This window comes from Parafannyhessea umbonata, from assembly GCF_012844235.1.
Classification (GTDB): domain Bacteria; phylum Actinomycetota; class Coriobacteriia; order Coriobacteriales; family Atopobiaceae; genus Parafannyhessea.
The window spans coordinates 53,214-66,060 of the sequence record NZ_JABAGR010000006.1 but is presented as its reverse complement, the minus strand read 5'-3'; the positions used below and the strand labels follow the sequence as shown (position 1 = coordinate 66,060).

Sequence of the window (12,847 nt, the reverse complement as noted above, 5' to 3'; positions counted from 1 at the left end):
GCATTCCTTGAGCAACGAAGGCAAGAAGGTCAAGGTCCACTACACGGGCACCCTCGACGACGGCACCAAGTTCGACTCTTCGTACGACCGCAACGAGCCGCTGGCATTTACCTGCATGGCGGGACAGATGATCGCCGGCTTCGACAACGCGGTGAAGGACATGGAGCCCGGCCAGACGGTCAACGTGCGCCTGGAGCCCAAGGACGCGTACGGCGAGCACCGCGACGACCTGGTCCAGACCATCCCCCTGGCGCAGCTGCCCGGCGCGGAGGAGCTTGAGCCCGGCGCCAAGGTCATGCTCTCCGGCATGGACGGCCGTCCGTTCCCCGCCCAGGTGGTCGAGAAGGACGAGTCCACGATCACGTTCGACCTCAACCACGAGATGGCGGGCAAGGCCCTGAACTTCGAGATCACCCTGCTCGAGGTAGAGGACTAGCCCGGCCCTCACGCCATCAGAACGCATGCCCCTTGCAGCCGCCTGCGCCCACGGACGCGGGCGGCTTTTTGTTGCCGCGCGGATGCAGCGTGCCCAGGGCACCGCACGGGCCCACCCAAGCGGCGCCGAGGGCAGGTTCGAGGCAGACCGATGGCTAGCTCAAGGCAGGCAAACGGCACAACTTCCCTTGGAAAACGTGGGAGACTCGCACGTTTTTCCTAGGGTAAAACGTGAATGTTTTGTAACGTCGCTGGTCAGAGGGTTGGCTCGTCAACGTCCCGCTCTGGGCGATCGGGCAGCTTGGCGAGCTCGCGTAGCGTTAGGGCCCCTCACCCGCCCGGCAGCAGAAGTTCGGGCGTCTGGGCTCCGGTCGCTCCCCCGCCTAGCACATGAGGCCGGTCGCGAGGCCTGCGATGTCGCTCAGGCCAAGCCCCGTGCTCTTCTCGACCTTGTCCAGAAGCTCGCCCATGCTGGCAGATTCCGCAATCGCCCGGTGCAGCTCCTCGGGGCTCGCAGAGACCCCAGCCCTCTCCACGAGCTCCGCGATCGTGCCCAGGTCCAGCTGCTTCAGCATGGCCAGCGCCTCGTCCGACCTGCCCATCATCACGGCCATCGCCAGCTTGTGCGCGTCGACGCCACCAAAGTCCGCCATGCCACTCCCAACCTCTCACGCCGCCACGGCGTGCATACGCAGCCAACAGAGTTCGTCCATCATACGAGAAGAGCCGCCCCCTTGCCTGCGTCGCCGCTATAGTGGTGAGGCGAGAAACACATCCCCCACCATCGAAGCGGAGACCCCATGCCAAGCTCTTCCTACCTCGCCAAGCAGATGATCGTGATGAGGCGCGACCTCAAGATGCGCAAGGGCAAGATCGCCGCGCAGGCAGGGCATGCGTGCGTGGAGGCCGTGCTCATGGCGCTTGCGCGCGAGCACCGCCTTGACCAGGTGCGCCTTGCCACCGCCGAGGACGGGAGCCCCACGTGGGTGTACCTGGATTCCAACGGCACGCCGCGCACGGCGCTTTCCGACTGGTTCGACGCCGGCGTCGCGAAGGTGTGCGTGTACGTGGGCTCGGAGGAGGAGCTGCTGCGCATAGCTGACCAGGGGCGCGAGCGCGGCTTTGCCGTCGCGCTCATACGCGATGCCGGCCTGACGGAGTTCCACGGCGAGGCCACGTACACCTGCCTCGCGTTCGAGCCGCTCCGCGCGCAGGACGTCGACCCCGTCACCGGCGAGCTGCCGCTGTACTAGCCGCGGGCTCCGCAGGGCGGCCGTCCCGCGGCCCCGCGCACACGCGTGCCCGCGTCCTTCTCGCCCAGTGGCGGCCATCGCGCGGCGCGATGGCGCGTTATCGAATACGCAACTATTACCGAACGGTACCGTTTTCGCGCCGCCCGCGTCCCAACGCTACCATGGGTAGACCAAGCTGGGCGCACCTGCGCTCGGCGCGTCACCATGCAACACGAAGGGACAACCATGCGCATAGCCGACATCCTCAAGAGCAAGCAGACCTTCTCGTACGAGATCTTCCCGCCCAAGGGGGACATGTCGGTTGTGCAGGCCACCGGTATCGCGGAGCGCCTCATGCAGAACTCGCCGGACTGGATATCGGTCACGTTCAGCGCGGGCGGCTCCGGCAACTCGCAGAACACCGTCAGCGTGGCCAAGGCGATCCAGGCGTCCGGCACGACGCAGGCGCTGGCGCACCTCACGTGCCTGGGCTCGTCGCGCGCGGACGTGGACGCCTACGTGCAGAAGATCCAGGCGGCAGGCGTCCAGAACGTGCTGGCGCTGCGCGGCGACCGCGCGCCCGGCCGCGACGTGATCGACTTCGAGCACGCGTCTGACCTGGTGGCATACCTCAAGCGGACCGGCCTGTGCGTGGGCGCCGCGTGCTACCCCGAGGGCCACCTCGAGTCCCCCTCGCTCCAGGCGGACATCGAGCACCTCAAGGCCAAGGTCGACGCCGGCGCGGACTTCCTGGTGACGCAGCTCTTCTTCGACAACGAGGACTTCTACCGCTTCCGCGACCGCTGCAGCCGCGCGCACATCAAGGTGCCCATCGTGTGCGGCATCATGCCGTTCACCAGCGTGCAGCAGATCCAGCGCATGGCGTTCACCTGCGGCGCCTCCATCCCGGCCGCCGTCATCAAGCGCCTGGTCGCGGCCGGCGATAGCAAGCAGGCCCAGCAGGACGCCGGCGTGGCCTACGCGTGCGAGCAGCTGGTGGACCTTGCCCGCAACGGTGTGGACGGCCTGCACGTCTATACCATGAATCGCCCGTCCGTCGCTGACGCCACGCACGATTGCCTGCTGCAGGCAGGATACGTGGAGGCCTAGGCCATGCCCGTCGCGCCAACGCTTACAAGCTACCAGATAGAAGACGTCGACCGCGGCGAGGTCCTGCGCTACCTGGGCTACCGCGACCAGGAGGTGACGCCGGAGCTCGACGCCCGCCTGGACGCGGCCATCGCAAGCTGCCTTGCCATCGGGCACGCACGCGCAAGCATCGCCGTGTACGACGTCGCCGGGCGAGAAGAGCTTCCCGACGGGACCCCGCAGGTCACCCTGGCAGACACCGCGCTCACGCTCGTGGGAAAGTCCATGCAGCGCCACATGGCGGGCGCCCGGAAGGTGGGCGTGTTCGCCGTCACCATCGGCATGGGCGTGGAGCGCGAGCTCAAGCGCCTCTCGCTCACGGACCACCTAGGCCAGGTGCTGTTTGACGCCGCGGCCACCACCATGGTGGAGCGCGCGGCGGACGCCGCGGAGGCCACGCTTGTGGGCATGGCCGCGCGCGAGGGGCTGTACACCAACTTCCGCTTCTCGCCGGGCTACGGCGACATGCCCATGCAGACCCAGCCCGTGCTGCTCGACGCGCTCGACGCGCGCCGCCGCCTGGGCATCACCCTCAGCCCCACCCTGCTCATGACCCCCACCAAGAGCGTGACGGCCGTCGTGGGCATGTTCGACGCGCCGCAGCCCTCCACGCACGCAAGCTGCGCGGACTGCTTCTGCCGCGCGTTCTGCAACCTCCGCGCCACCACAGGAAGGACCTGCCATGACTGACGCAACCACCAAGACGCCCGCCGCCGGCAGGACCGCCGGCAAGAACGTGGGTGCGATCGACACCCGCAAGTACTTTGGCACGTACGACCACCGCACCCTGCGCGTAAAGGACGACCACCTGCGCCGCGTGCTCGCGGGGCAGGACCTCCTGCTGTTCGACGGCGCCATGGGCACGCAACTGCAGGCGCGCGGCCTTGCGGCCGGCGAGGTGCCAGAGCTTTTGTGCCTCACCAACCCGCAGCAGATAACCCAGATCCACCAGGCGTACGTGCAGGCGGGCTCCGAGGTCGTCACCACCAACACCTTTGGCGCGAGCGCACCTAAGCTGGGGGACGCGGCCACGGTGGAGGAGGTCTTCTCGGCGGCAGTCGCCTGCGCAAAGGCGTCCGGCGCGCACTACGTCGCGGCGGACATTGGCCCCACGGGCTCTCTTCTGGAGCCCATGGGCACGCTGCCGTTCGACGACGCGTACGAGCTGTTTGCACAGCAGGTGCGCGCGGCGGACGCCGCGGGCGCAGACCTGTTCATCATCGAGACCATGGCGGACCTCGCAGAGGCCAAAGCGGCGGTGCTCGCGGCAAAGGAGTGCTCTGACCTGCCCATATTCTGCACCATGACCTTTGACGAGGACGGCCGCACCTTCCTGGGCACCACGCCGGAGGTCGCGGCGAAGACCCTCAGCTCGCTCGGCGCCAACGTCGTGGGCATCAACTGCTCGCTTGGCCCCAAGGACGTGGCGCCGCTCGTACGCCGCATGCTGCCGTGGTCCAGCGTGCCGGTCATGGCGCAGGCAAACGCCGGACTCCCCCACGTGGAGGACGGCGTCACGCTGTACGACATCAAGCCCGCGGAGTACTGCGAGGCCGTGCGCGACATGCTGGATGCCGGCGTCACGGTCATAGGCGGCTGCTGCGGCACCACGCCGGCCTACATCGCGGGCGAGAGGGACCTCCTTGCCGGCCGCACCCCCGTCGCGCGCGACGTGTGCCGCGACTTTGCGGTCACGAGCTCGCAGCGCCTGGTGAGCCTGCCGGCCGGCCACGTGGGCGTCATCGGCGAGCGCATCAACCCCACGGGCAAGCGCCGCATGAAGGAGGCCCTGCGCTCCGGCAACTACGACTACGTGATGCAGGAGGCCATCAGCCAGACTGACGCCGGCGCACAGGTGCTGGACGTGAACGCCGGCCTGCCCGAGATAGACGAGTCCGCGACGCTGCGTCGCCTGATGGCAGACCTCCAGGGCGTCACGAACTTGCCGCTGCAGGTGGACTCCGCCGTGCCGGCCACCATCGAGGCGGCCGTCCGCAGCTACCCGGGCAAGCCCATCATCAACTCCACCAACGGCAAGCAAGAGACCATGGACGCCGTCATCCCCATCGCAGCGCACTACGGCTGCGCGCTGGTGGCCCTGACCATAGACGAGAAGGGCATACCCCAGACGGCGGAGGGCCGCCTCGAGGTGGCGCGAAGAATCGTGGCCGCGACGGACGCCGCCGGGATCCCGCGGCAGGACGTGGTGGTGGACTGCCTGTGCATGGCGGCCTCCACGGACCAGAGCGCCCCGCGCGCCATACTCGACGGCATCACCCTTGTAAAGCGCGAGCTTCCGGGCGTGCGCACGGTGCTCGGCGTGTCCAACATCAGCTTTGGCCTGCCGTTCCGACCGCTGGTGAACGCCACGTTCTTGGCTGCGGCGTTTGCGGCGGGGCTTGACCTGTGCATCATCAACCCGTGCCAGCAGCGCATGATGGACGTGGTCAACAGCTGGCGCGTGCTCTCCGGCGAGGACCAGAGCGCCCAGGCCTACGTTGCGGGCTACGCCGGCAGGAGCGACGCCGCGCCGGCCACGGACGCGGCAGCCGCCGGCGCCGCAGCCGCCGCGACCCCCGCCGCCGGCGCGTCCGCGCAGGGGCAGGGCGAGCCCGCACCCGCGGCGGACGACCCCGTCGCCCAGGCCAGGGCCATGGTGCTTGCCGGGCGCAAGGGCCCCATGCCTGCCCTGATGCACGATATTCTCGCCACGCACGACGTGCTGTTTGCCATAAACGACGTGCTCATTCCCGCGCTGGACGAGGTAGGCGTGCGCTTCGAGAAGGGCACGTTCTTCCTGCCGCAGCTCATGGCCTCGGCCGAGGCGGCCAAGGCCGGCTTCAACACCATCAAGGAGGTGAACGACGCCTCGGGCGTCGAGGTCGCGTCCAAGGGTGCGGTCGCGGTGTGCACCGTGAAGGGCGACATCCACGACATTGGCAAGAACATCGTGAAGATGCTGCTAGAGAACTACGGCTACAACGTGATCGACCTGGGCCGCGACGTGGAACCGCAGGTGGTGGTGGACACCGTGGTCCGCGAGCATCTGCAGGTGGTGGGGCTTTCCGCCCTGATGACCGCGACCGTGCCCGCCATGGCAGACACCATCGCCCTGTTGCGCGAGCAGGCTCCGTGGTGCAAGGTCATCGTGGGCGGCGCGGTACTGAACCCGGAGTACGCCAAGATGGTGGGCGCGGACTACTACGCGAAGGACGCCGCGGAGTCCGCCCGCATCGTGGGAGAGATCCTGGACCAGTAGCCCGCCACGACCACCCGCCACGACCACCCGCTACGACCACCCGCTACGACTCCGTCTGCATGATGAAGGCCATCTTCTCTGGCATGTAGTACGACGATACGTCGTCTGGCACGTCGTACCACGCGTAGCTGCCGTGCGACTTCAGCACCGCGACGAAGTTCTCGTCGCCCCCGTCGTCGTTTGGCTCGCTGGACGCCCACTGCTGGTAGTCCCACGGGCTGCCATCCAGCCACGCGAAGCCGCCGGACGCGCTGCGGGTGCCTCCGATCCAGAACACGCTACAGCCGGACTGGTCCATCAGGCTCTTGGCCTGGCTCCACTCCGCCTCGGACGTGATGCACGCAAGCTCGCCTCCGTGCGACACGCAGTAGTCGCGCGCGTCGCTCCAGGTCATGGCCTGCCTCACCACGGTGAGCGTCTTCGCCCTCGCAGGCTGGGCCGCCGCGGCGGCGCCCGACGAGGATGAGTCGTCGGAATCGCCCGCGGCCTCGGCCGAGTCGCCTGCGTCCTTCTCGCCCGCGTCGCTCTTCGCGGGAGCCTCCGTCGCCTTGGTGCCGGATTCCTTCGTCGCCGTCTTTACGGGCTGCACCTTTGCCCCGCCCAAGGATGCCAGCGGGTCGTTCGTGCCAAGCGCGCCAGAGTAGTGCAAGCCAAGCGCCACGCCCGCGCAGGCGAGAAGGACCGCGGCCACCGTCCCCACAACCACGGGAACCCTGCCCTTTGCGTGTCCGGCGGCAGGCGCCTCCTCCGGAGCGGGGGCGCACGCGGCTGCCCCAGGCGCGCTCGCCGTATCGTCGGTCGGCGCTGGTGCGGGCTCAGGTGCCGGCACGGGCTCCGGCGCCGCGCCCTTCTCGTCCGCCGCATGCTTCACCGGCGCCCCACACTGGCTGCAGAAGCTGCTGCCCTCCGGTATCTTCGCACCGCACTGTCTGCAATACATATGTTGTCTCCCCTCCTGTTTCTGGCGCCGCACCAGGCGTCACGTACGCTACCCCTGCAGGGCGAGCTTTGCCCGCACGATCCGGGTGACGGACTGGTCTATGCGCTCCTCCGTGATGGTGCCGGCCTTTACCGCATCGAGCACGCCCTGGTAGCTGGCCTCAAGCTCCGGCGTCATCAGTAGCATGTCCGCGCCAGCCTGGATTGCCGCCACGCCTAGGTCCTTGGCCGAGTGCAGCCCCGCGACGGCGCCCATGCCAAGCGAGTCCGTAATGATGATCCCGTCAAACCCAAGCTCGTTCCTGAGGACGTCCGTCACGATCGCGCGGGAAAGCGACGCCGGCGCGCTGTCGCCCGTGACCTTGGGACAGCTGATGTGGCCGACCATCACCATGGGTACGCCGGCCGCGATCGCGCGCTCGAACGGCACCAGCTCCTCCTGGCGCAGCTGGTCGAGCGTCTTGTCCGTGGTGATGGCCTCAGTCTCGCTGTCGCCCTGCGCGCCGCCTATGCCCGGGAAGTGCTTTGCGCAGCACATGATGCTACCGTCCAGAAAGCCCTTCACCGCGGACTCCACCATGGGCGCCACCACGTCCGCCGTCGTCCCGAACGAGCGCTTCGCCATGGTCTGGCTCCTGCCGTTCACGATGTCCGCGTCTGGCGCAAAGTCCAGGTTGAAGCCCAGCGGCACCAGGTAGTCCGCGATCTTCTTGCACACGTCGTACGCGTGCCGCGCATCGCCCATGTCCCCCACGTCGCGCATGTTGCCGACGTTTGCGACCGAGAAGCCCTTGTTGCCGCCCACGCGGCTGACCGTGCCGCCCTCCTCGTCCACGGACATGAGGAGCGGCAGGCCCACCTCGTCCAGGGATATCTGGTTGGAGTCGGAAAGCATCTGCCGTGCCTGGGACTCGCTTTGCAGGTTCTGCGCAAAGTAGCACATGCCGCCCACGGGAATCTTTGCAAACGCCTTGCGGGTGGTGTCGCCGGCCGCCGTCACCTGGCCCATGCCCGTAAGAGCCTCTGGCCGCGGAAAGAACATCTGCGCCACCTTCTGCTCCAGCGTGAGGGAGGCCACCTTCTTCGCGACGGCCTTCTTGCCGGTGGCCGAGGCCGCTGCCTTGGAGCCGCCGTCCCCCGAGGCAGAGCTTCCGCCGGAGCCGCCGTCCTTCTCGCCCGCGGAGCGTGCCCGCCCCTTGCCGCCAGAGGCACCCAGCACGCCGCGCGCCACGGCGACGCCGCCGGCCACCACGACCGCGCCCCCAAGCGCCACGACCGCGCGACGGGACACGCCAGAACCTGGCGCGGAGGTCCGCTTCCGCGGCACGTCAGAGCGTGTCCCCGTATGACGGGCATGCGCGGCGCGCGTCGGCTTTGGCCGCGAGTCTTTGCTGTTGCTTGCCATGAGGCTCCAATCCTTGTGCGACGTCCGCGGCGTCGGCGCTACTTTATCAGGCGGCTGCGCAAGATCCAGACGGCAGCCGCCACGGAAAGCACGATGGATAGTGCCAGCGGGAACACCCACGCCTCGTCCAGCGGCAGCGCGGTGTTCATGCCGTAGAACGAGAACACCATCGTCGGCATCGAAAGCACCAGCGTGATGATGGCGAGCGTGCGCATCGTGAGGTTCAAATTGTTGTTGATTATCGAGCCAAACGTGTCCATCGTCTCGTTGAAGACCTCCGTGTAGATGCCGCACATCTCGATCGCCTGCCTGATCTCGATCGAGACGTCGTCCAACAGGTCACGGTCGTCCTCGTACAGCCGCACGGTGCGCCCGTAGCCAATGCGCCTGACCGTTGCGTCCAGCGCCTTAAGAGAGGTGGAGAAGTACACGAGCGACTTCTCGAAGCCAAGCATCTTGATGAGGTCCGCGTTGCGCATGGAGCGGCGGAGCTTGCGCTCGTTCTCGCGGAACTGCCGGTTGATGGAGCGCAGGTCCGCCTGGTAGCGTCGCGATATGAACAGCAGCATCTGCAGCAGCAGGCGCGTGCGCTGCGCTGTGTTGACGCCGGCGATGCGCCCGCCGGCCGCCGCGTCTACCGTCGCGTTGGGCTTGAGGCTCACGGTCATGATGGCGTCCTGCTCTGGCAGAAACAGCACGGCCAGCGGGTGCGTGTCGTACTGCACGATGGACTGGTCCACGGCCTCGCGCTCGTCCTCCACAAACGGGCAGTCCACGATTACCAGCGCCTGCCCCGTGTCTGCGTCCAAATCCACGCGGGACGTCTCCTCGTCGTCGAGCGCGGACGTCACGAACTCTGGGGTGACGTGCAGCTCTTCCAGCATACAGCGGCGCTCTTCCTGCGTGGGTGCCACCACGCTGATCCAACACCCGGGCACGGGGGCGTCTACCCTGCCCGTAAATGGCACCCTCGTGCCGTCCGCGGCAACCTCGTACGACGTCTTGTAGTACTCGATCATGGGGCCTCGCAATCGCAGCAGTCCGGCAACTTGCGGCAACCTGAGCTACAGACAGGCTACACCATATCCGCCCGCGGGCGCGCCGCGCAACGTCGGCCCAGCTGGCGGGGGACACACGCCCGAAGCCCAAGACGGCTGCTTTCACAACTCTCGAAAGATGTTGGACTATCCCCGTTCACGCACGTCGTGCGACTATTGAGGTGCATCATATTGACGGGGCAATATGCCATGCCACCGTTACGACAACCGACAACCTCGACTGCATTTGGAGGCCTGATGGGCTGTAGAGTAGTGCTGATACGCCATGGTCTTACCTACTGGAACGTAAAGAAGAAGATGCAGGGCCAGGTCAACATCCCCCTCAACCAGACGGGCATACAACAAGCTAAGAGGCTGGCAGATAGTCTCAGAAACTACCACTTCGACGTCTGCTACTCAAGCCCACTCGACCGTGCCTACATGACTGCCAAGCTCGCGCTCGGCAATCGCGACGTTCCCATACACAAGGACCTTAGGCTGGTCGAGCATGGTTACGGCCTCCTCGAGAGCCACAGCTACAGGCACTGGCCTTGGTACCGCTGGACAAACGAGGCCTACAACTACGAGAGCCACCCAGAGCGCTTTCACGCCCCCATCGGCGCCGAGACGTTCGACGACGTGTACGCGCGCGCCCAGGACTTTATCGACAACGTCCTCGTTCCCGAGGCAAGGCAGCGCGAAGGCATCCTCATCGCAGGTCATGGCGGCATAAACTGCGCAATCATGGGACGTCTGCTCAATATTCCCCTCGAGGATTTCTGGAGCGTCAAGCAGGCAAACTGCGGATACACCGTCTTGGACGAGAAAGACGGGTCGTTCGAAATCGCCTATGCCACTCCCGTCGAGACTAAGTTCTAGTCGGAAGACGGCGTACATGAGAGCGGGGACGCCCCACCGGCATCCCCGCTCTTCTCATCTACCTCTGCGGCAACTCAAAAATAGTCGCCCTGTCAGCCACTCTGGCTTCGCACTACTCCTTTGGCAGTACAGTGCGGATGCAGAGCGCCATCGAAATCGCACCCGCATCAGGCGTACCGAGGCTCCTTTCCGCAGCGGGGCGAGCACGTCCGACCTTCGGGACCATGTTTGCAGTGTCCTCTGCCGCCTTCCTGGCAACCTCTGCAGCATTGGCCCATGCCTCCCGAAGAGACTTGCCTGCCGATGCCTGCTCCTCCAGCGCCTCACCAAAGGGAATCAGTGCATCGAGCATGGTCTTGTCGCCACGATGCGCTCCGCCAAGGGAGAGCATCTTCTCGTAGGCGGCCTTCACGGCCTTTGCGGCGACGCCGGCATCGTAGGCGTCCGCATGGTCACCGACGACGGCGCCTGCAGCCTCGAGCGCAGATCCCCACAGCACGCCAGAGGTTCCGCCCGCCTTTGCGGCCCAAGCCCTTCCGGCCTCCCGCAGAACCGACCCAGCGGCGGCGCCCTTCTCACGAGCGGCCTTTGCGGCCTCCGCCGCGAAGGTTGAGCCCTTCACCATGCCACGACCGTGATCGCCGTCACCTGCGACACCGTCGATCTTGGCCAGCTCCTCCTCTGCGTCCGCGATGGCTTCGCGCATGCGCTCGAACGCGTCCACGATATAGTCAGCAGCTGCGTCAGAAGCCGCCGAGCCGGGCTCGAAGGTCTCCGCAGCCTCAGACACGTCCGCGTACACCTTGCGCTCGCCAGCGGCCATAGAGCTCTCGCCCTTGCGGAAGGAAGCCGTGTCGCAGGGAGCGCTCCAGTAGCCCTCGAGCTCATCGTCCAAGTACTCGACAGAAAGCGCGATGCCCTCCATGTCAAGTGAGGTGACGTACTCGCCCACGAGGGGCTCCACCAGCGTATAGCCCTTCTCCTCAAGCAGCTCCCTGACAGTGCCCCACACCACAAAGAGTTCCTCGTACTTAGTCGAGCCAAGTCCGTCGAGAATAACGGCGATGCGCTTCGAGTCATCAGCGGGAGCCTCGGCAAGCACGCGGTCGACGAGGATTTTCGCGACCTCGGAGGCCGGCTTGAGGTCGTCCTCCCCTACGCCAGGCTCTCCATGTATGCCCTGACCGACTTCCATCTTCCCCTCTGGGACGTGGAAGAGTGATGCCGCCTCTCCAGGAAGCGTGCAGCCTCGGAAGCCCATGGACATGGTGCGCGTGCGCTCATTGGCCTTCTTTGTGATCCTGACAAGCTCGTCGAACGAGACCCCAGCGGCCGCGGCCGCGCCAGCCGCCTTGAACACCATAAAAGTACCGACGTTGCCGCGGCGCTTCTCCTTCTCCTCCGGCTTCGCGGCGGCCACATCGTCAGTGATGTAGAAGGTACGGCAGTCGACGCCCTCCTCTATCAGGCGGTCACGTGCCATGTTGAAGTTCATCTTGTCGCCCGCATAGTTGCCGCCGACGATGAAGATACCGTTCCCGTTGTCGACGGAGTGCGCTACGCCGAGCACGTCCTCCGTAGACGGGGAGGTAAAGACATTACCCACAACGGTCGCATCCATGAAACCATCGCCGATGATTCCACAGAAGGCAGGATAGTGTCCTGATCCGCCTCCGTTGATGACGGTTATTTTGCCCTCGGGCATCTTCGTGGCACGCGCCACTCCACCCGGGACCTCCACCACATAATCAGGGTAAGCAGCGACATAACCCTTGAGCATGTCCTCGCGAAACGTCTTGGGATCGTTGAAAAGCATGATGCCTAGATCACCTACTTCTAATGTCAGCTCTGACGAACAGCTCAAGACTTAGTCGTGCGTCCACTCCATGGCCATGACCGCGTCGTAGTACTCATCCTCCGTCTCAGCCTGATAGAGTGACTTTACCCACTCGGGACGACTGAAGTTATGCATAAGTATCTGAAGTAGTTCGATGTGGGCTCCAGGCTCATTGAATCCAAGTAGGAACACGAGTTTAACGTCAAGCTTATGGTTGGGGTCTGACATGTCACCCCACGGAATCGTTGACTTCAGACGTACAGGTGCAATAAAAGGAGTAATGATTGCGTCGGCTTCAGTATGTGGTATGGCAATTGGATCAGGCTCGACAGGCAGTGCCGTAGGATACTTGTGCTCACGTTCACAAATCGTCGGCAGATACTTTTCGTTCACGAACCCCTTTTCTAGGAACACGTGATTCATCTTTTCGAACACTTCATCGCAGCTACCGGCTTCAAGATCCACGACAGTCAAGTCGCGCTTAATTGTTTCCTTACCAAGCATGGTTCCCCTTTCGTCATTGCTTTCAGCATTATGGAACTCCAGAGCTACTCGCATCGCAATGCAGCGAAATGCCAAGCATCTCACTACGAAAAACCGCCCCTCGTTTTGTGCATCCGAGGGGCGGTCTCACTGTGCAAGGACTGATTCCAGCCACTCAAGTGAAGTGTGTCT

12 protein-coding genes are annotated in these 12,847 nt (G+C 65.4%); 6 read left to right on the top strand and 6 right to left on the bottom strand.

Annotation, left to right across the window (positions count from 1 at the left end):
- Nucleotides 1-7 precede the first annotated feature (7 nt).
- A complete protein-coding gene (locus HF885_RS07030) occupies nt 8-436 on the top strand; it encodes an FKBP-type peptidyl-prolyl cis-trans isomerase (protein ID WP_090844851.1) in 429 nt (142 codons plus the stop codon).
- A 382-nt stretch (nt 437-818) separates the two neighbouring features.
- Here HF885_RS07030 and HF885_RS07025 read toward each other — a convergent pair whose 3' ends face one another.
- Complete coding sequence (locus tag HF885_RS07025; RefSeq protein WP_170104236.1) at nt 819-1,088, bottom strand: hypothetical protein; 270 nt, start codon at nt 1,086-1,088, stop codon at nt 819-821.
- A 147-nt stretch (nt 1,089-1,235) separates the two neighbouring features.
- Between HF885_RS07025 and pth2 the strand changes: the two genes are divergently transcribed.
- The 4 genes from pth2 to HF885_RS07005 all read left to right on the top strand — a co-directional run bounded on the left by pth2 (nt 1,236) and on the right by HF885_RS07005 (nt 6,075).
- On the top strand, nt 1,236-1,688 hold the full coding sequence (gene pth2, locus HF885_RS07020; protein ID WP_170104235.1) for an aminoacyl-tRNA hydrolase: 453 nt from the start codon (nt 1,236-1,238) through the stop codon (nt 1,686-1,688).
- Nucleotides 1,689-1,913: 225 nt separating this feature from the next.
- A complete protein-coding gene (locus HF885_RS07015; protein ID WP_170104234.1) occupies nt 1,914-2,777 on the top strand; it encodes a methylenetetrahydrofolate reductase in 864 nt (287 codons plus the stop codon).
- A gap of 3 nt (nt 2,778-2,780) precedes the next feature.
- Entirely contained in the window at nt 2,781-3,506 is a 726-nt protein-coding gene (locus HF885_RS07010; RefSeq protein ID WP_170104233.1) for a vitamin B12 dependent-methionine synthase activation domain-containing protein, read from the top strand.
- Nucleotides 3,499-6,075: a homocysteine S-methyltransferase family protein gene (locus HF885_RS07005; RefSeq protein ID WP_170104232.1), complete on the top strand. Its 2,577-nt coding sequence runs from the start codon at nt 3,499-3,501 to the stop codon at nt 6,073-6,075. The genes HF885_RS07010 and HF885_RS07005 overlap by 8 nt, the downstream gene beginning before the upstream one ends.
- Nucleotides 6,076-6,118: 43 nt before the next feature.
- Here the strand turns inward: HF885_RS07005 and HF885_RS07000 are convergent, their stop codons facing one another.
- From HF885_RS07000 to HF885_RS06990, 3 genes are all read right to left on the bottom strand, one after another.
- Nucleotides 6,119-7,015, bottom strand: a complete 897-nt coding sequence (locus tag HF885_RS07000) for a lectin-like protein (protein ID WP_170104231.1) — start codon at nt 7,013-7,015, stop codon at nt 6,119-6,121.
- Between the two features lie 48 nt (nt 7,016-7,063).
- A complete protein-coding gene (locus HF885_RS06995) occupies nt 7,064-8,305 on the bottom strand; it encodes a glycoside hydrolase family 3 protein (RefSeq protein ID WP_170104230.1) in 1,242 nt (413 codons plus the stop codon).
- A gap of 152 nt (nt 8,306-8,457) precedes the next feature.
- On the bottom strand, nt 8,458-9,438 hold the full coding sequence (locus HF885_RS06990; RefSeq protein WP_170104229.1) for a magnesium transporter CorA family protein: 981 nt from the start codon (nt 9,436-9,438) through the stop codon (nt 8,458-8,460).
- Between the two features lie 276 nt (nt 9,439-9,714).
- On the opposite strand from HF885_RS06990, the gene HF885_RS06985 reads away from it, so the two are divergent.
- On the top strand, nt 9,715-10,335 hold the full coding sequence (locus tag HF885_RS06985) for a histidine phosphatase family protein (RefSeq protein WP_170104228.1): 621 nt from the start codon (nt 9,715-9,717) through the stop codon (nt 10,333-10,335).
- 112 nt (nt 10,336-10,447) lie between these two features.
- Here the strand turns inward: HF885_RS06985 and HF885_RS06980 are convergent, their stop codons facing one another.
- Entirely contained in the window at nt 10,448-12,151 is a 1,704-nt protein-coding gene (locus HF885_RS06980) for a dihydroxyacetone kinase family protein (protein ID WP_170104227.1), read from the bottom strand.
- 51 nt (nt 12,152-12,202) lie between these two features.
- Nucleotides 12,203-12,676: a PTS sugar transporter subunit IIA gene (locus HF885_RS06975; protein ID WP_170104226.1), complete on the bottom strand. Its 474-nt coding sequence runs from the start codon at nt 12,674-12,676 to the stop codon at nt 12,203-12,205.
- Between the last annotated feature and the right edge of the window lie 171 nt (nt 12,677-12,847).